This is a genomic window from Dactylosporangium sp. NPDC051484 (assembly GCF_040689395.1).
Lineage (GTDB): Bacteria > Actinomycetota > Actinomycetes > Mycobacteriales > Micromonosporaceae > Dactylosporangium.
On the sequence record NZ_JBFAZX010000005.1, the window covers coordinates 389,202 to 406,160 of the forward strand.

Annotated in this window: 18 protein-coding genes; 6 read left to right on the top strand and 12 right to left on the bottom strand. The window is 70.5% G+C overall.

All coding sequences use genetic code 11. The annotated features are described in order from the left end of the window. Window positions 1–26: 26 nt before the first annotated feature. On the top strand, window positions 27–728 hold the full coding sequence (locus tag AB0367_RS12685) for an SDR family NAD(P)-dependent oxidoreductase (protein ID WP_366226378.1): 702 nt from the start codon (window positions 27–29) through the stop codon (window positions 726–728). 67 nt (window positions 729–795) lie between these two features. On the opposite strand, the gene AB0367_RS12690 is transcribed toward AB0367_RS12685, so the two are convergent. Beyond that, a complete protein-coding gene (locus tag AB0367_RS12690) occupies window positions 796–924 on the bottom strand; it encodes a hypothetical protein (protein WP_366226379.1) in 129 nt (42 codons plus the stop codon). A gap of 193 nt (window positions 925–1,117) precedes the next feature. Here AB0367_RS12690 and AB0367_RS12695 point away from each other — a divergent pair, with 193 nt between their 5' ends. Continuing rightward, window positions 1,118–2,623 (top strand): aldehyde dehydrogenase family protein, encoded by a 1,506-nt coding sequence (locus AB0367_RS12695; RefSeq protein WP_366226380.1) that lies wholly within the window; start codon window positions 1,118–1,120, stop codon window positions 2,621–2,623. A gap of 3 nt (window positions 2,624–2,626) precedes the next feature. Here AB0367_RS12695 and nucS read toward each other — a convergent pair whose 3' ends face one another. Next, complete coding sequence (nucS, locus tag AB0367_RS12700; protein WP_366226381.1) at window positions 2,627–3,286, bottom strand: endonuclease NucS; 660 nt, start codon at window positions 3,284–3,286, stop codon at window positions 2,627–2,629. 50 nt (window positions 3,287–3,336) lie between these two features. Here nucS and AB0367_RS12705 point away from each other — a divergent pair, with 50 nt between their 5' ends. Then, entirely contained in the window at window positions 3,337–3,966 is a 630-nt protein-coding gene (locus AB0367_RS12705; protein WP_366226382.1) for a DUF4126 domain-containing protein, read from the top strand. Here the strand turns inward: AB0367_RS12705 and AB0367_RS12710 are convergent. Then, on the bottom strand, window positions 3,963–5,951 hold the full coding sequence (locus AB0367_RS12710) for a protein meaA (protein ID WP_366226383.1): 1,989 nt from the start codon (window positions 5,949–5,951) through the stop codon (window positions 3,963–3,965). The genes AB0367_RS12705 and AB0367_RS12710 overlap by 4 nt on opposite strands. 82 nt (window positions 5,952–6,033) lie before the next feature. Between AB0367_RS12710 and AB0367_RS12715 the strand changes: the two genes are divergently transcribed. Together AB0367_RS12715 and AB0367_RS12720 are read left to right on the top strand one after the other, a co-directional pair. After that, window positions 6,034–6,861, top strand: coding sequence for an ABC transporter ATP-binding protein (locus AB0367_RS12715; RefSeq protein ID WP_366226439.1), 828 nt, complete (start codon window positions 6,034–6,036; stop codon window positions 6,859–6,861). Next, window positions 6,858–7,643 carry an ABC transporter permease gene (locus AB0367_RS12720; protein WP_366226384.1) on the top strand — a complete coding sequence of 262 codons (786 nt, stop codon included), beginning with the start codon at window positions 6,858–6,860 and terminating at the stop codon, window positions 7,641–7,643. The genes AB0367_RS12715 and AB0367_RS12720 overlap by 4 nt, the downstream gene beginning before the upstream one ends. 49 nt (window positions 7,644–7,692) lie before the next feature. Here the strand turns inward: AB0367_RS12720 and AB0367_RS12725 are convergent, their stop codons facing one another. Continuing rightward, window positions 7,693–8,544 (bottom strand): 3-hydroxyacyl-CoA dehydrogenase family protein, encoded by an 852-nt coding sequence (locus AB0367_RS12725; protein WP_366226385.1) that lies wholly within the window; start codon window positions 8,542–8,544, stop codon window positions 7,693–7,695. Between the two features lie 66 nt (window positions 8,545–8,610). Next, entirely contained in the window at window positions 8,611–9,894 is a 1,284-nt protein-coding gene (gene murA / locus AB0367_RS12730; protein WP_366226386.1) for a UDP-N-acetylglucosamine 1-carboxyvinyltransferase, read from the bottom strand. 28 nt (window positions 9,895–9,922) lie between these two features. Here murA and AB0367_RS12735 point away from each other — a divergent pair, with 28 nt between their 5' ends. Continuing rightward, window positions 9,923–10,501 carry a cob(I)yrinic acid a,c-diamide adenosyltransferase gene (locus AB0367_RS12735; RefSeq protein WP_366226387.1) on the top strand — a complete coding sequence of 193 codons (579 nt, stop codon included), beginning with the start codon at window positions 9,923–9,925 and terminating at the stop codon, window positions 10,499–10,501. Window positions 10,502–10,504: 3 nt separating this feature from the next. Here AB0367_RS12735 and AB0367_RS12740 read toward each other — a convergent pair whose 3' ends face one another. The 7 genes from AB0367_RS12740 to AB0367_RS12770 all read right to left on the bottom strand — a co-directional run bounded on the left by AB0367_RS12740 (window position 10,505) and on the right by AB0367_RS12770 (window position 16,941). After that, the gene (locus AB0367_RS12740) at window positions 10,505–10,960 is read right to left on the bottom strand and encodes a DUF2550 domain-containing protein (RefSeq protein ID WP_366226388.1); all 456 of its coding nucleotides are present in this window, start codon (window positions 10,958–10,960) and stop codon (window positions 10,505–10,507) included. Between the two features lie 16 nt (window positions 10,961–10,976). Then, window positions 10,977–11,261, bottom strand: coding sequence for a F0F1 ATP synthase subunit epsilon (locus tag AB0367_RS12745; protein ID WP_366226389.1), 285 nt, complete (start codon window positions 11,259–11,261; stop codon window positions 10,977–10,979). 277 nt (window positions 11,262–11,538) lie between these two features. After that, on the bottom strand, window positions 11,539–12,972 hold the full coding sequence (gene atpD, locus AB0367_RS12750) for a F0F1 ATP synthase subunit beta (protein WP_366226390.1): 1,434 nt from the start codon (window positions 12,970–12,972) through the stop codon (window positions 11,539–11,541). Then, window positions 12,972–13,898 carry a F0F1 ATP synthase subunit gamma gene (locus tag AB0367_RS12755; RefSeq protein ID WP_366226391.1) on the bottom strand — a complete coding sequence of 309 codons (927 nt, stop codon included), beginning with the start codon at window positions 13,896–13,898 and terminating at the stop codon, window positions 12,972–12,974. Before AB0367_RS12755 ends, atpD begins: the two co-directional genes overlap by 1 nt. Before the next feature lie 3 nt (window positions 13,899–13,901). Further along, on the bottom strand, window positions 13,902–15,539 hold the full coding sequence (gene atpA / locus AB0367_RS12760; RefSeq protein WP_366226392.1) for a F0F1 ATP synthase subunit alpha: 1,638 nt from the start codon (window positions 15,537–15,539) through the stop codon (window positions 13,902–13,904). 38 nt (window positions 15,540–15,577) lie between these two features. Next, window positions 15,578–16,396 (bottom strand): F0F1 ATP synthase subunit delta, encoded by an 819-nt coding sequence (locus AB0367_RS12765; protein WP_366226393.1) that lies wholly within the window; start codon window positions 16,394–16,396, stop codon window positions 15,578–15,580. Beyond that, a complete protein-coding gene (locus AB0367_RS12770) occupies window positions 16,396–16,941 on the bottom strand; it encodes a F0F1 ATP synthase subunit B (RefSeq protein ID WP_366226394.1) in 546 nt (181 codons plus the stop codon). The genes AB0367_RS12765 and AB0367_RS12770 overlap by 1 nt, the downstream gene beginning before the upstream one ends. Between the last annotated feature and the right edge of the window lie 18 nt (window positions 16,942–16,959).

Consider the following 16,959-nt stretch of genomic DNA (forward strand, 5'->3'; position numbering starts at 1 on the left):
CCGTCGGACAGGAATAGAGTGACCGCATGCGAGCCGTCGTCATCACTGGAGTGTCCCGCGGCCTGGGGGCCGCTCTCTTCGATGTGTCGAGCGCACGCGGCGATCGCGTCCTGGCGGTCGGCCGCCACTTCACTCCGGAACAGCGGCAACTGCGCGACGAGCGCCCCGCCGACGTCACGCTGTTCTCCACCGACCTCGCCGACGCGCACTGGCTGCCCGACTACGACATCCTCCGCGACTTCCTGCGCGACGCCGACGAGGCCGTGCTCATCCACAACGCCGCCGTCGTCGAGCCGATCGGCGCGGTCGGCCGGCTCACCACCGAGGCCATCACGAACGCGATCGCGGTGAACCTCACCGCGCCGGTTGTGCTGACGAACACATTCCTGCGCGCCGCGCCGGCCGAGGCCCGGGTCCGCCTGTTGTTCGTCTCCTCGAGCGCGGCGCGCCGCATCATCGACGGCTGGGCGCTGTATTGCACCACCAAGGCCGCCGGCGAGACGTTCTTCGAGGCCGTCGCCTCGCAGATCAGGGACGACGAGCGGATCACCGTCGCGAACATCGACCCCGGCCAGATGGACACCGGCATGCAGGAGAGCATCCGCCGGGCCGCGTCGTCGGGGGCCTACTTCCCCGGCCAGCAGCGCTGGGTCGACGCGCCCGCCGAGGGCAGGCTCGCCGACCCGCTGACCGTGGCCGAACGCATCCTGAAGGAACACGCCTCGTAAGGGCGTCGCGGCCTTTTCGGGTATGCCGCCGGCGCCGGCCTCGTTGTCGGTGGCCGGCGGCGGCGTTTCAGGCCTCGATGACCTCGCGCAGACGGGCCGCGAACGGGGCCGCGTCGCCGAAGCCGCCATCGGCGCCCCGGAAGACCTCCGCCGTGGTCCCCAGGCGCGCCGCGAGCCCGAGCCCGTGCACGCCCATGGCCCCGCTAAAAGACGCCCGTCGCCGGGCCGGCGCCGCCCTCGCGGTAGGCGTCGGCGGTCTTGACGGGTCGCATGTTCGTTCCTCCTGCGGCCGGTTTGTCCGACGCTCGCGGCGATGCCCGAGTTCTCGGCATCGGCGGCGGGCCGCTCAGGGCCTACTCGTGAGTAATCTTCGGGTCTAGACTCGCGCCATGACCGCCACGCGAACGCCCGGCGTCCCCGCCATCGACGACGGCTCGCTGATCTCGACCAACCCCGCCACGGGCGAGGAGGTCGGCCGCTTCCCGGTGGCCTCGCCCGATCGGCTCACCGCCGCGGTTGCCCGTGCGCGTGACGCGGCCGCGTGGTGGGCCGGGCTCGGCTTCGCCGGGCGCAAGCGCCGACTGCTGGCGTTCCGCAGCGTGCTCGCCAACCGCCTGGACGATCTCGCCGTCCTCATGCACCGCGAGGGCGGCAAGCCGCGCGCGGACGCGCTGGTCGAGGCGATCGCGGCCATCGACCACATCGCCTGGGCCGCGCAGCACGCGCGCAAGGTGCTCGGCCGGCGCCGGGTGGGCAGCTCGATCCTGCTCAAGGAGCACACGTCATACCTGGAGTACCTGCCGTTCGGCGTGATCGGCGTGATCGGCCCGTGGAACTACCCGATCCTGACGCCGATGGGCTCGATCGCCTACGCCCTGGCCGCCGGCAACGCGGTGGTGTTCAAGCCGAGCGAGTACACCCCGGCGGTCGGCCAGTGGTTCGTGGACCGCTTCGCCGAGGTCGTGCCCGAGCAGCCGGTCCTGCAGATCGTGCACGGCCTGGGCGACGTCGGCGCCGCCCTCTGCCGCAGCGGGGTCAACAAGATCGCGTTCACCGGCTCGACCGCGACCGGCAAGAAGGTCATGGCCGCCGCCGCCGAGACGCTGACCCCCGTGCTGCTCGAGTGCGGCGGCAAGGACGCGATGATCGTCGCCGCCGACGCCGACCTCGACGCCGCGGCCGACGCCTGCGTCTGGGGCGGCCTGACCAACGCCGGCCAGACGTGCGTTGGCATCGAGCGCGTGTACGTCGCCGACCAGGTGTACGACGACTTCCTCAACCGCATCGTCGCTCGCGCCGCGAAGCTCACCGTCGGCACCGAGCAGACCGACGACATCGGCCCGATCACCATGCCGGCGCAGATCGACATCATCCGCCGGCACATCGAGGACGCCCTCATCCGCGGCGGCCGGGCCGTGCTGGGCGGCGCCGAGGCGGTCCAGCCCCCGTTCGTCAGCCCGACGATCCTGGTCGACGTGCCGCCGGACGCGGCCGCGGCACAGGAGGAGACGTTCGGACCCACGCTGACCGTGACGAGGGTCCGCGACACCGCGGAGGCGATACGGTTGGCCAACGACACCGGCTACGGCCTGGGCGGCGCCATTTTCTCCCGGTCGCAGGGCCTGGAGCTGGCCCGCCAGGTCCGCTCGGGCATGACGTCGGTCAACTCGGCGCTGACCTTCGCCGGCATGCCGGCCCTGCCCTTCGGCGGCGTGGGAAACTCGGGCTTCGGCCGCATCCACGGCGAGGACGGCCTGCGCGAGTTCACCCGGCCGAAGGCCATCGTGAAACGCCGCGGCCCGACCGTCCTGGCCGCGATGACCTTCGAGCGCACCGAGAAGACCATGCAACAGATCGTGCGGGTGGTGCGGCTCGTCCACGGCCGCAGCAAGTAGCCCTCAGAAGAGCGTCAGCTCGTCCTTCTGGACGCCGCGCAGGGCGTTGTAGTCCAGCACGACGCAGCGGATCCCGCGGTCCTCGGCCAGCACCCGGGCCTGGGGCTTGATCTCCTGCGCGGCGAAGATCCCGCTGACCGGGGCGAGCAGCGGGTCGCGCCCGAGCAGCTCCAGGTATCGCGTCAGCTGCTCCACACCGTCGATCTCGCCGCGGCGCTTGATCTCCACGGCGACCGTAGCGCCTTCGCCGTCGCGGCACAGGAGGTCCACCGGGCCGATCGCCGTCATGTACTCACGGCGGACCAGCGTGAAGCCGGCGCCCAGCGTCTGCGGGGCGGCGGCCAGCAGCTCCTGCAAGTGCGCCTCCACGCCGTCCTTGACCAGGCCCGGATCGATGCCGAGCTCGTGGGACGTGTCGTGCAGGATCTCCTCGATGGTGATCCGCAGCTCCTCGCCAGACTTGTTGACGACCCGCCACTGGCCCTCGGCCTCCTCAAGGCGGCACGGCGGGCTCATCCAGTTCAGCGGCTTGTACGCCCGGTCGTCGGCGTGAATCGAGATCGATCCGTCGGCCTTGATGAGCAGCAGGCGGGTCGCGGGCGGGAGGTGGGCCGTGAGCCGGCCGATGTAGTCGACCGAGCACTTGGCGATGACGAGGCGCACGGCCGACAGCCTAACCTGTGGGCCTGGCACCGCGATGTCATGCTATGGGAGTGTTGGAGTCATTGACGGGTCTGGGCCTCGCTACATCGGCCGGGCTCAACGCGTATATCCCGTTGCTGGCGATCGGCCTGCTCGCGCGGTACACGGACCTCATCACGCTGCCGTCGGGCTGGGCCTGGATGGAGAACGGCTGGACCCTGGCGATCGTCGCGGTCCTGCTGGCCATCGAGTTCGTCGCCGACAAGGTGCCGATGATCGACCACGTCAACGACTTCCTGCAGACCCTCGTCCGGCCGACCGCGGGCGGGCTCGCGTTCGGGGCGGCTTCGGGCGCGCAGACGGTCACGGTCAGCGACCCCGGCTCGTTCTTCGCCAGTCATCAGTGGGTGCCGATCGTCGTCGGCGGGGCGATATCGCTCGGCGTGCACGGCATGAAGGCCGCGGCCCGGCCGCTCGTCAACGCGACGACCGCCGGCTTCGGCGCGCCGATCGTGAGTACGATCGAGGACTTCGCCAGCGTGGTGCTGTCGGTCGTGGCGATCGTGCTGCCGGTCCTGGTCCTGCTGTTCCTCCTGCTGCTCTTCTTCGGCTTCGGCTGGCTGATGCGCCGCCGCAAGCGCCGCAAGGAGGAGCAGGCCGCGGCCAGATGGGCCGCGGCCCAGGGCTGGCGCCCCTCCTAAACGGCCAGGTGGTGCGCCTCGCGGACGACGGTCACCAGCTCGTCGACCACGTCGGTGATGGCGAAGTCCTTCGGCGTGAACACGCGCGCCACGCCGGACTCGCGCAGCACGGCGGCATCGTCGGGAGGGATGATGCCGCCGACGACCACCGGCAGGTCGCCCAGGCCCTCCGCGCGCAGCCCCTGCAGCACCGATGCCACCGCGGCGAGATGCGAGCCCGAGAGCACCGAGAGGCCGACCAGGTCGACGTCCTCCTCCACCGCCGCGGCGACGATCTGCGCCGGGGTCAGGCGGATGCCCTGGTAGACGACCTCGAAGCCGGCGTCGCGGGCGCGCACGGCGATCTGCTCGGCGCCGTTGGAGTGCCCGTCCAGGCCGGGCTTGCCGACCAGCATCCGCAGCCGGCCGGTGCCCAGATCGCCAGCGGTGCGGCGGACCCGCTCGCGCACCCGGTCGAGGTTGCCGGCCGGGGCCGAGACCGCCGCGGACAGCCCGGTCGGCGCGCGGTACTCCCCGAAGACCTCCCGCAGCACCCCCGCCCACTCGCCGGTGGTCACGCCCGCCGCCACGCAGCCGAGCGTGGCCTCCATGAGATTGCCGGTGCCCCGCGCCGCCGCTCGCAGCGCGTCCAGCGCCCCGGTCACGTCGCCGCGCCCGGCCCGCCAGCCCCGCACGCCGTCGACCGCGGCCTGCTCGACGGCCGGGTCGATCTGCTCGATCGCCGCGGCGCCGGCGGCCAGCAGGGGCGACGGCTCGGTCTCGGTGAACCTGTTCACGCCGACCACCACGTCGGCGCCGGTCTCCATCCGGGCGCGGCGCTCGGCGAGGGAGCCGACGAGGGCGCTCTTGAGATACCCGGACTCGACGGCGGCGACGACCCCGCCCATCTCCAGCACCCGCTCGAGCTCGGCGGTGGCGCCGGCCACGATGCCGTCGACGAGGCCGGTCATGACCGTCGAGCCCTCAAACAGGTCGGGGTACTCCAGCAGGTCCGACTCGAACGCGAGCACCTGCTGCATGCGCAGCGACCACTGCTGGTCCCACGGCCGCGGCAGGCCCAGCGCCTCGTTCCAGGCCGGCAGCTGCACCGCGCGGGCCCGTGCGTCCCGCGAGAGCGTCACGCCGAGCATCTCCAGCACGATGCGCTGGACGTTGTTCTCCGGCTGAGCCTCAGTGAGGCCGAGAGAGTTGACCTGCACGCCGTAGCGGAACCGGCGGGCGGCCCGGTCGGTGACGCCGTAGCGATCCGCGGTCAGCCGGTCCCACATCGCCGTGAACGCGCGCATCTTCGCGGTCTCCTCGACGAAGCGCACCGAGGCGTTGACGAAGAACGAGATCCGCCCGACGACGTCGCCGAAGCGCTCGGCCGGCACCTGGCCGGACTCGCGCACCGTGTCGAGCACGGCGATGGCGGTGGCGAGCGCGAACGCGACCTCCTGCACCGGCGTGGCGCCGGCCTCCTGCAGGTGGTACGAGCAGATGTTGACCGGGTTCCACTTCGGGCAGTTGGCGACCGTCCACGCGATGGTGTCCGTGGTCAGACGCAGCGACGGGCCGGGCGGGAAGATGTGGGTGCCGCGGGACAGGTACTCCTTGACGATGTCGTTCTGCGTCGTCCCGGAGAGCCGGTCGAGCGCCACGCCCTGCTCCCGGGCGCACGTGACGTACATCGCCAGGAGCCACATCGCCGTGGCGTTGATGGTCATCGAGGTGTTCGCCCGGCCGAGATCGATGCCGCCGAACAGGGTGCGCATGTCCCCGAGGTGCGCGACCGGCACGCCGACCCGCCCCACCTCGCCGCGGGCGAGCTCGGCATCGGGGTCATACCCGGTCTGGGTGGGCAGATCGAACGCGACCGAGAGGCCGGTCTGCCCCTTGGCCAGGTTGCGCCGGAAGAGCGCGTTGGACGCGGCGGCCGAGGAGTGGCCGGCGTAGGTGCGCATGACCCAGGGGCGGTCGCGCTCGGAAAGCCTCTCTGACGCCATACGAGCACCTTACTGAAGGGTAACTACCGTCCGTCGGTGAAAGTTGTCACCGCATATAGTGGTCGCCGTGACGGATGCGATCATGGTGCGCGGCCTCCACAAGCGATACGGGAAGGCTGTCGCCGTCGACGGGGTGGACCTCGACGTTCGCGCCGGTGAGGTGTTCGCCCTCCTCGGCCCCAACGGCGCGGGCAAGACGACCACGGTGGAGATCCTGGAGGGCTTCCGAAAGCGCACCTCCGGCGACGTGCGGGTGCTCGGCGTCGACCCGCAGCAGGGCGACACCGACTGGCGGGCCCGGGTCGGCGTGGTGCTGCAGAGCACCGGCGAGTTCGACGATCTGACCGCGCGCGAGGTCGTGCACCACTTCGCGAACTACTACCCGGCCGCCGCCGACCCCGACGAGATCATCACGCGGGTCGGCCTGGCCGAGAAGCAACACGCCCGCACCCGCACCCTCTCCGGCGGCCAGAAGCGCCGCCTCGACGTGGCGCTGGGCATCGTCGGCCGCCCCGAGCTGCTCTTCCTCGACGAGCCGACCACGGGCTTCGACCCGGAGGCGCGCCGCGAGTTCTGGGGCCTCATCCGCGACCTGGCCCGCGTGGGCACCACGATCCTGCTCACCACCCACTACCTTGACGAGGCCGAGGCGCTCGCCGACCGGGTCGGCGTGCTGGCAGGCGGCAAGCTGGTCGCCGTCGACACCCCCGATCGCCTCGGCGGTCGTGGCGAGGGCGGCGTCACGGTCGGCTGGCTGGGCCCCGACGGCCCGGTCACCGAGCGGACCGAGGCCCCGACCGCGCTCGTCGCCCGCCTCGCCGAGACCTTCGGCGGCGAGGTGCCGGGCCTTACCGTCACCCGCCCCAGCCTTGAGGATGTGTACCTGCGAATGATCGGTGCCGGCGAATGAACACGCTGCGACTCGGCCTCCTGCGCGGTGGCCTGGAGATCAGGCAGTTCCTGCGCAGCCGCGAGTCGGTGGTCTTCACGCTCGCCTTCCCGCTGATCCTGCTCACCGTCTTCGGCGCGGTCTTCAGCGGCGAGATCGCCCCCGGCGTGACGCTCACGCAGTACTTCGCCGCCGGCATGATCGCGGCCGGCCTGCTGTCCACCGGCTTCCAGAGCCTGGCGATCCAGATCCCGATCGAGCGCGAGAAGGGCATCCTCAAGCGCCTGCGCGGCACCCCGATGCCCCGCGCCGCGTACTTCATCGGCAAGGTCGTCATGGTCCTGGCCATCGGCCTGGTCGAGACGGTCCTGCTGATCTCGGTGGCCGCCCTGTTCTTCGGCGTGAAGCTGCCCGCCACCGCCGGCCATTGGCTGACGTTCGGCTGGGTGGCGCTGCTCGGGATCACCGCCTGCACGCTGTGCGGGATCGCCTTCTCGTCGCTTGCTCGCTCCGGCCGCAGCGGCCCCGCGGTCGTCACCCCGGTCGCGATCGTGCTGCAGTTCATCTCGGGCGTGTTCTTCCAGTACACGAGCCTGCCCGAGTGGATGCGCGGGATCGCCTCGATCTTCCCGCTCAAGTGGATGACCCAGGGCATGCGCTCGGTGTTCCTGCCGGACTCCTTCGCCGCCAGCGAGCCGTCGCACGCGTGGCAGCACGGCACGATCGCGCTGGTGCTGGGCGGCTGGATCGTGCTGGGCCTCGTGCTGTGCCTGCTGACCTTCCGCTGGACCGAGCGCGACTGACCCGTGTTCTCCGCAGCGCGGACCTGGCAGGGCCAAGGCCGGTGGAGGCTCACGAGTACGTGTAGAAGCCCTTACCGCTCTTGCGCCCGAGGTCGCCGGCGATGAGCATGCGAGCCAGCAGCTCCGGCGGGAAGAACTTCGAGTCGTCGGTGTCGGCGTGGATGTTCTTGGCGGCGTGGTAGAGCACGTCGACGCCAGTCAGGTCGGTCGTCGCCAGCGGCCCCATCGCGTGACCGAAGCCCAGCTTGCACGCGAGGTCGAGGTCCTCGGCGCTGACCACGCCGCTCTCCACCAGCTTGACGGCCTCGACGACCAGCGCCGCGATGAGCCGCGTGGTGACGAACCCGGCGACGTCGCGGTTGACGACGATGCACGTCTTGCCGATCTCCTCGGCGAAGGCGCGGGCCGTCGCCAGCGTGGCGTCGGAGGTCTTGTACCCCCGGACGAGCTCGCACAGCTTCATGACCGGCACGGGCGAGAAGAAGTGCGTGCCCACGACCTGCTCCGGCCGCTCGGTCGCGGTGGCGATCTGCGTCACCGGGATGGCGGAGGTGTTCGTCGCGAGTACGGCATCCGCCCTGCAGATCTTGTCCAGCGCCCGGAAGACCTCTTGTTTGACGTCCAGCCGCTCGAACACCGCCTCGACGACGATGTCCGCGTCGGCGGCCGCGTCGAGCTCCGTGGTGGGCGTGATCCGTCCGAGCGCCGCGTCGACGTCGTCCGCGGCGATGGTGCCCTTGCTCGCGAACTTCTCAAGGCTGGCGCGGATGCCGGCGAGGCCGCGCCGAACCGCCTCGTCGTTCAGGTCCCGCAGCGTCACCTCCCACCCGGCCTGCGCGGCGACCTGGGCGATCCCAGATCCCATGAGCCCCGCTCCGATGACCGCAAGACGACCCGCCATGCTCGTTCCCCTCGCCTTCCATTTCGTCGTGAACGGTGTTGCGGCCGACGTCGCGGGAGCCGCCTGTCAGAAGTCGAACTGGTCCGGCGGGGCCTCCGCGCGCTCCACCTCGACGCCCAGGGCGCGCAGGTCGGACTCGAAGCTCGGGTAGCCGCGGTCGATGTGGTGCACGTGGCGGATCTCCGTGACGCCGTCCGCGCACAGGCCCGCGATCGCCAGGCCGGCGCCCGCGCGGATGTCCGTCGCCGTCACGGGGGCGCCCGAGAGGCGCTCCTTGCCGCGCACCACCGCATGGTGGCCGTCGGTGCGGATGTCGGCGCCCAGGCGGGACATCTCGTTGATGAACATGAACCGGCCGTCGAAGATGTTCTCGGTCACCAGCGACGATCCCTCGCTCACCGCCGCCAGGCCGACGGCCATCGGCAGCAGGTCGGTGGCGAAGCCGGGGAAGGGCAGGGTCACCACGTCGACGGCCTTCGGGCGGGCCGGCATCACGACGCGGAACGAGTCGGCGGACGTGGTCACCTCGCCGCCCGCCGTCGCCACCTTGTCGAGGGCGATCTCCAGGAACGACGGGTCGATGCCGTGCACGGTGACGTCGCCGCGGGTCATGGCGGCGGCGAAGGCCCACGTGCCGGCCACGATGCGGTCGCCGACGGTGCGGTGCTCGACCGGACGCAGCTCCGGCACGCCCTGGATGACGAGGCGGGAGGAGCCGGCGCCCTGGATGTCGGCGCCCATGTCGGTGAGCATGCGGCAGATGTCGACGATCTCGGGCTCGCGGGCGGCGTTGTCGATCTCGGTACGGCCGTTGGCGAGGACGGCGGCCATGAGCAGGTTCTCGGTCGCGCCGACGCTGGGGAAGTCGAGCCAGATCGTGGCGCCGTGCAGCTTGGGCGCGGTGGCGATGACGAAGCCGTGCTCGCCGGAGATGTCGGCGCCCATCCGGCGCAGGCCTTCGACGTGCATGTCCAGGCCCCGGGAGCCGATCGCGTCGCCGCCCGGGTGAGCCACGCGCACGTGGCCGCGGCGGGCCAGCAGCGGGCCCAGGACGCAGATGGAGGCGCGCAGGCGGCGCACCAGGTCGTAGTCGGCCTCGGTGCCGAGCTCGTCGGGCACGTCGATGACGACGCGGTCGCCGTCCAGCTCGACCTCGCAGCCCAGGCGGCGCAGCACCTCGGCCATGATGGCGATGTCCGTGATCCGCGGAACGTTCGTCAGCACGGTGCGGCCGTTGGCCAGCAGGGCCGCCGCCATCAGCTTCAGCGCCGAGTTCTTGGCGCCGACCACGGACACGTCACCGGCGAGCCGGGCCCCGCCCATCACACGGATCACGTCCACGTCCGCCATCGTAGGGGGATTCCGTACCGTGAAAACCATGGCCATTCACCTCACGCGTATCTACACGAAGACCGGCGACACCGGTACCACAGGACTGGGTGACTTCTCGCGGGTGTCCAAGACGGACCCCCGGCTCGTCGCGTACGCCGACGTCGACGAAGCCAACGCCGCGCTCGGCGTGGCGCTGGCGATGGGCGCGCTCGACGAGCGCATCGCGGCGGTGCTGCTGGCCGTGCAGAACGATCTGTTCGACGTCGGCGCCGACCTGTGCAACCCGATCGCCGAGAATCCGCCCCACCCGCCGCTCCGGGTCACCGCCGAACGGGTCGAACGGCTGGAGCGCTGGTGTGACGAGTTCAACGAGTCACTGCCCAAGCTGGACTCCTTCATCCTGCCCGGCGGCACTCCAGGCGGGGCGCTGCTGCATGTCGCCCGCACCGTCACCCGGCGGGCCGAGCGCAGCGCATGGGCGCTGTGGGAGGTCGACGCGGAGCGCACCAACGAGGTGGCGCTGCAATACCTCAATCGCCTGTCGGATCTGCTGTTCATCCTGTGCCGCGCGGCGAACCCGGGCGGCGACGTGAAGTGGGTGCCCGGCGGACGGCCGGTGGACTGAGGCTCAGCTCGCGCGATAGCGGTAGGGGCGCGTCTCCGGGGTCGGTTCCCCCGGCGGCGCCGCCTCGACCCAGGACAGGAAGCCGGTCAGCGCCCGCTCGGCCATCGCGATCTCGACGGGCGCGTTCCGGCTGATACAGCGCACGATCACCCAGTCGGGCGGCAGGACGAGCAGCTCGGCCGCGTCCGGCGTGCGGCGGCGGTCGACGGCGAGCCCACGCCGGGAGAACACACGGCGCGGGCCCGGCCAGAAGCTGAAGATGCGATACCACCGCAGATCGTCGCCGGTGAACCGGGCCAGCCCGGCGGACCAGCCGCGGCCCGGGAGCATCGTGCTCAGCCGGACGCCGAGCTCGATGGTGCCGCCCCGGCGGGCGATGACGAGGCGGCGCACGAAGAGCACCGCCAAGGCGGCGAGCAGGATCAGAACGCCGATGCCGATTCCCTCGACGATCCTCACCTGCGCCGCCCGGTCGTCAGTGCGCTGCGGAGGCGGACGAGGCGGGGGCGCAGCTCTCGGCGAGGATCGTCACGCCGGTGCCGGTGACGGAGATGAACCCGCCGGCCACGTCGTAGGCGAGCTCCTTGTCGGCCTGCTTGATGCGCACCTGGCCCTCCTCGGCGAGCTGGCCGAGAAGCAGCTCGTGGCCGTAGAGGACGCCGAGGTCACCCTCGGTCGTGCGCGCCAGGACCATGTCCGCGTCGCCGGACCAGACTTTTTCCTCGACGGCTACGAGCTCGACGTGCAGCTGCCTCGCCACGCTAGTTACTCCTCGTGTGCGCGATTGGTTTGGCCGAGTCTAGTCAATGATCCGACGCGCTGAGCAGTGGGCCTCACCACGTTGGCGCACGTGATGAACGACCGCTGCGGGGGCGCGCCGGGAACTGACCGACGGACACTTCAGAGCGTGACGCATGTCACCGCCTCGCGAAGCGTCTTTGCCAAAAATTTCAAGTGACGGAAAGCGAAGTGATAGGTAGCAAAAGGGAAGGCGTGCTCCCCGTGGGGGGCACGCCTTCCCGAGGTACGGCCGAAAATCAGTCCTTCATGAGCTCGTGCGCGTTGCGCTCGAGGTCCTCGAGACCGCCACACATGAAGAACGCCTGCTCGGGGAAGTGGTCGTACTCACCCTCGCTGATCTTCTTGAACGACTCGATCGTCTCCTTGAGCGGGACGGTCGAGCCGGCGACGCCGGTGAACTGCTCGGCGGCGTAGGTGTTCTGCGACAGGAAGCGCTCGATGCGGCGGGCCCGGCCCACCGTCACCTTGTCCTCTTCGGACAGCTCGTCCATGCCCAGGATGGCGATGATGTCCTGCAGGTCCTTGTACTTCTGCAGAATCCGCTGCACCTCGCGGGCGACCGAGTAGTGCTCGATGCCGACGTACTCCGGCGCGAGGATGCGCGAGGAGGACGCCAGCGGGTCGACGGCCGGGTAGATGCCCTTGTCCGAGATCGACCGCTCGAGGTTGGTCGTCGCATCGAGGTGGGCGAACGTGGTGGCCGGCGCCGGGTCGGTGTAGTCGTCGGCGGGCACGTAGATCGCCTGGAGCGAGGTGATGGCCTTGCCCCGCACGGAGGTGATGCGCTCCTGCAGCTGACCCATCTCGTCGGCCAGGGTCGGCTGGTAACCGACGGCCGAGGGCATGCGGCCCAGCAGCGTCGACACCTCGGAGCCGGCCTGGGTGAACCGGAAGATGTTGTCGATGAAGAGCAGCACCTCCTGGTTCTGCACGTCACGGAAGTACTCCGCCATGGTCAGCGCGGCCAGCGCGACCCGCAGACGGGTGCCCGGGGGCTCGTCCATCTGGCCGAAGACCAGCGCGGTCTTGTCCAGGACGTTGCCCTCGGCCATCTCCAGGATGAGGTCGTTGCCCTCGCGGGTGCGCTCACCCACGCCGGCGAACACCGAGGTACCACCGAAGTTGCGGGCCACCCGGATGATCATCTCCTGGATGAGCACCGTCTTGCCGACGCCGGCACCGCCGAACAGGCCGATCTTGCCACCGCGCACGTACGGCGCGAGCAGGTCGAGGACCTTGATGCCGGTCTCCAGCATCTCGGTCTTCGGCTCGAGCTCGGCGAACGCGGGCGCCTTGCGGTGGATCGCCCAGCGCTCCTTGATGTCGAGCTTCGAGGCGTCGGCGTTGAGCACGTCCCCGAGGGCGTTGAACACATGGCCCTTGGTCACGTCGCCGACGGGCACCGAGATGCCCGCGCCGGTGTCGCGCACCCCAGCACCGCGGATCAGGCCGTCGGTGGGCTGCATGGAGATGGCGCGCACCATGTTGTCGCCGAGGTGCTGCGCGACCTCGAGCGTCAGCGTCTTGGTGCCCTCGGAGAGGGTCACGTCGACCTTGAGCGCGTTGTAGATGTCGGGCATGGCGTCACGCGGGAACTCGGCGTCGACGACCGGGCCGATGACCCGGACCACGCGGCCGACCGCGGTCTTGGTGTCTGCTGGTGCAGTCATCACACATCACTTCCCGCCGCCGCCAGCGCGTTGGCGCCGCCGACGATCTCACTGATTTCCTGGGTGATCGCCGCCTGCCGCGCGGAGTTCATCTCGCGGGTGTATCGCTTCAGCAGGTCGTCGGCGTTGTCGGAGGCACTCTTCATGGCGCGACGGCGGGCGGCCGACTCGCTGGCCGCGGAGTCCAGCAACGCCGCGAAGATGCGCGTGTTGATGTACTTCGGCAGCAGCGCCTCAAGCAGTTGCTCGGCATCCGGCTCGAACTCGTAGGCCGGCAGCGGCCCGCTGACCTCCTGCTCCTCGACCTCCAGCGGCGCGACGATCCGCGCTTCGGGGGTCTGGGTCATCAGTGAGCGGAACTGCGTGTGGACCATGTAGAGCTCGTCGATGCCGAGCACGCCGTCCGGGCCGGGGCCGTCGACCGAGTCGTCGGCGCCGTTGACGAAGGCCTGGATGAGCGTCGCGCCGATCTCCGCCGCGTTCTCGTACCGCGGCTGCTCGGAGAAGCCCGTCCAGCTCCCGGTGATCTCGCGACCCCGGAAGCGGTAGTAGGTCACGCCCTTGCGACCGGCGATGTACAGCGCCACCTGCTTACCGTCCTGGCGCAGCTTGGCGATCAGCTGCTCCGCGGTGCGGATCGCGTTGGCGTTGTACCCGCCGCACAGCCCGCGGTCGCTGGTGACCAGCAGCACGCCGGCCCGGCGGACCGGGCTGCGCGGCACCAGCAGCGGGTGTTTGACGTTGGTGCTGCTCGCCAGTGCCGTCAGCACGCCCGTGATCGCGTCGGCGTAGGGCAGAGATGCGGCCACCCGCTCCTGCGCCCGGCCGATGCGGCTCGTGGCGACGAGCTCCTGCGCCTTGGTGATCTTCTTGGTCGACTTGACCGTGCGGATCCTCCGGCGCAGTGCCTGTACCTGACCGGCCATGCGTCAGCCCGACTTCCGGACCTGGCGGGTGACGGTCTCGCGAGCCTGCTCACCCTCGATGGCCTTGGCCGGCGCCTCGTTGACGTTCAGCTCGTCGCCCTTGGCCGAGAACACCTGCTTGAACTGGGTGATCGCCTCGGTCAGGCCGGCGATCGTGTCCTGCTCCAGCTTCTTGCTCTCGGCGATCGCGTCGAGCAGCTCCTTGCGGCTGGAGCGCAGGTGCTGCAGGAACTCGCTCTCGAACCGCCGGATCTCGCCGACCGGGATGCTGTCGAGCTGGCCGGTGGTGCCGGCCCACACCGAGACGACCTCCTCCTCGACCGAGAACGGCGAGTACTGCGGCTGCTTGAGCAGCTCGACCAGGCGAGCGCCCTTCTCCAGCTGCGCGCGGGAGGCCTTGTCCAGGTCGGAGGCGAACGCGGAGAACGCCTCGAGCTCGCGATACTGCGCCAGGTCGAGCCGGAGCCGGCCGGCGACGTCCCGCATGGCCCTGACCTGGGCCGAACCGCCGACCCGGGACACCGAGGTGCCGACGTTGATCGCCGGGCGGACGCCCTGGTTGAACAGGTCGGACTCCAGGAAGACCTGGCCGTCGGTGATCGAGATGACGTTGGTCGGGATGTACGCCGAGATGTCGTTGGCCTTCGTCTCGATGATCGGCAGGCCGGTCATCGAGCCGCCGCCGAGCTCGTTGGAGAGCTTGGCGCAACGCTCCAGCAGGCGCGAGTGCAAGTAGAAGACGTCGCCCGGGTAGGCCTCACGGCCCGGCGGGCGGCGCAGCAGCAGCGAGACCGCGCGGTAGGCCTCGGCCTGCTTGGTCAGGTCGTCGAAGACGATCAGAACGTGCTTGCCGCCATACATCCAGTGCTGGCCGATGGCCGAGCCGGCGTAGGGGGCGAGGTACTTGAAGCCGGCCGGGTCGGACGCCGGGGAGGCCACGATGGTCGTGTACTCCATGGCGCCGTGCTCCTCGAGCGTGGCGCGCGTGGCGGCGATCGTGGTGGCCTTCTGACCGATGGCCACGTAGATGCAGCGGACCTGCTTCTTCGGGTCGCCGGACTTCCAGTTCTCCCGCTGGTTGATGATCGTGTCCAGCGCGACCGTGGTCTTGCCGGTCTTACGGTCACCGATGATCAGCTGGCGCTGGCCCCGGCCGATGGCGGTCATGGCGTCGATCGCCTTGATGCCGGTCTGCAGGGGCTCCTTGACCGGCTGACGGGCCATGACGTTCGGGGCCTGCAGCTCGAGCTCGCGGAAGCCCTCGTTGGGGATGTCGCCGCGGTCGTCGATGGGCTCGCCCAGCGGGTTGACCACGCGGCCCAGGAAGGCGTCGCCGACCGGGACCGAGAGCACGCGGCCGGTCCGCTTGACCTGCTGACCCTCCTCGATGCCCTCGAAATTGCCGAGGACGACGACGCCGATCTCGCGGACGTCGAGGTTGAGCGAGACGCCGAGCGTGCCGTCTTCGAACTCGAGCAGTTCGTTGGCCATGGTCGAGGGCAGGCCCTCGACCTGGGCGATACCGTCGCCAGCGTACGAGACGACGCCGACCTCCTCGCGGGAGATCCGTGAATCAACGGACGAGACGTAGCGCTCGAGTGCGCCCCGAATGTCGTCCGAGGAGATGGTCAGCTCGGCCATCCTCAACCTTCTATCTGGAGTAACAAGCTTCGGGGAAATTATTTGGCGAGCGCCGTCTTCGCCTCGGCGAGGCGGCGGGCGACCGTGCCGTCGTAGAGGTCTGCGCCAACCTTGACCCGCACGCCTCCGATGATGCGCGGATCGACGTCGACCTTGAGGGAGACATCCCGACCGTACAGCGCGGCAAGACGGTCGGCCAGGCGCTGCTCCTCGGCGTCGCTCAGCGCGACGGCGGTGGTCACGTAGGCGACCGACCGGTCCCGCTTCGCGGCGGCAAGCTCGACGAGGCGGCTCAGCGAACTGTCGAACCCACGGCCGCCGAACCCGGCGAGCGCGAGCTGCGCGAGGCTGACCGTCGCCGGCTTCGCCTTGCCCTCGATCAGATCGCGGACCAGCTCGTTGCGCGAGGCCAACGGCGCGGTGGAGTCGCTCAGCGCGCCGGCGAGCCGGCCGTCGCCCGCGACGATCTGGCTGAAGCGGAAGAGCTCGTCCTCCACCTCGGCCAACTCCCCGGCCTGGTCCGCGGCGGAGAGCAGCGCGTCGACACCGAGCCGCTCGGCACCGTCGAGCAGCGCCCCCGGACCCGACCAGCGACCGCTCACCAGGGCGGAGAGCAGTGCGAGGGTGTCGTCGCTCACCTTCCCGGACAGGATCGCGCTGATCAGCTCGCCGCGGTCCTCGGCGGAACGGCCCGGATCGGCCAGGGCCCGGCGCAGCCGCGGCTCACGCCGGAGCAGGTCGGCGACGGCGAGGATCTCGCCGGCCACCGAACGGATCTTCTGCACGTCAGCGCTCGCCGCGAAAGCGGCGAGCTTGTCGGCAGCGGCCCCGTTCGCCTCGCGGTTGATCGTGTCCATCAACGCCGCCCCGCGGCACCGGCCGCGTCCGCGTCACCGATCTCCTGCAGGAACCGCTCGACGGTGCCCCGGCGACGCGCCTCCTCCTCGAGGGACTCCCCGACGATCCGGCCGGCGAGGTCGACCGCCAGCGAGCCGACCTCGGCCCGCAGCTGGCGGATGATGGTCTGCCGCTCGGTCTGCAGAGCGTCCCGGCCCGCCGCGATGATGCGGTCGCTCTCCTCGCGGGCCTTGGCGAGGATGTCCTCGCGGATGCCCGTCGCGTCGGCGCGCGCCTCGTCACGGATCCGGGCTGCCTCGGTGCGGGCCTCCGCCAGCTGCTCCTTGTACTGCTGGAGCAGCTGGTTGGCCTCGGCCTGCGCCTCCTCAGCCCGCTTGATGCCGCCCTCGATCGCCTCCACCCGCGCCTGGAACGTCTGCTCCATGCGCGGGAAGACGAACTTCATGAGCACGAAGCAGAGAAGGGCGAAGGCGATCGACCCGACGATGATCTCGGGCACGTGCGGCAGGATGACGTTGCCGCCCTCTTCGGCTGCATAGAACATGGTGTGCTCCCCTCCGGG

Excerpts from the sequence above, each read along its gene's own strand:
- AB0367_RS12685 (WP_366226378.1), top strand. The coding sequence starts at position 27 with ATGCGAGCCGTCGTCATCACTGGAGTGTCCCGCGGCCTGGGGGCCGCT.
- AB0367_RS12690 (WP_366226379.1), bottom strand. The coding sequence starts at position 924 with ATGGGCGTGCACGGGCTCGGGCTCGCGGCGCGCCTGGGGACCACGGCG.
- AB0367_RS12695 (WP_366226380.1), top strand. The coding sequence starts at position 1,118 with ATGACCGCCACGCGAACGCCCGGCGTCCCCGCCATCGACGACGGCTCG.
- AB0367_RS12710 (WP_366226383.1), bottom strand. The coding sequence starts at position 5,951 with ATGGCGTCAGAGAGGCTTTCCGAGCGCGACCGCCCCTGGGTCATGCGC.
- AB0367_RS12715 (WP_366226439.1), top strand. The coding sequence starts at position 6,034 with ATGGTGCGCGGCCTCCACAAGCGATACGGGAAGGCTGTCGCCGTCGAC.
- AB0367_RS12720 (WP_366226384.1), top strand. The coding sequence starts at position 6,858 with ATGAACACGCTGCGACTCGGCCTCCTGCGCGGTGGCCTGGAGATCAGG.
- AB0367_RS12725 (WP_366226385.1), bottom strand. The coding sequence starts at position 8,544 with ATGGCGGGTCGTCTTGCGGTCATCGGAGCGGGGCTCATGGGATCTGGG.
- murA (WP_366226386.1), bottom strand. The coding sequence starts at position 9,894 with ATGGCGGACGTGGACGTGATCCGTGTGATGGGCGGGGCCCGGCTCGCC.
- AB0367_RS12735 (WP_366226387.1), top strand. The coding sequence starts at position 9,923 with ATGGCCATTCACCTCACGCGTATCTACACGAAGACCGGCGACACCGGT.
- atpD (WP_366226390.1), bottom strand. The coding sequence starts at position 12,972 with ATGACTGCACCAGCAGACACCAAGACCGCGGTCGGCCGCGTGGTCCGG.
- AB0367_RS12755 (WP_366226391.1), bottom strand. The coding sequence starts at position 13,898 with ATGGCCGGTCAGGTACAGGCACTGCGCCGGAGGATCCGCACGGTCAAG.
- atpA (WP_366226392.1), bottom strand. The coding sequence starts at position 15,539 with ATGGCCGAGCTGACCATCTCCTCGGACGACATTCGGGGCGCACTCGAG.
- AB0367_RS12765 (WP_366226393.1), bottom strand. The coding sequence starts at position 16,396 with ATGGACACGATCAACCGCGAGGCGAACGGGGCCGCTGCCGACAAGCTC.
- AB0367_RS12770 (WP_366226394.1), bottom strand. The coding sequence starts at position 16,941 with ATGTTCTATGCAGCCGAAGAGGGCGGCAACGTCATCCTGCCGCACGTG.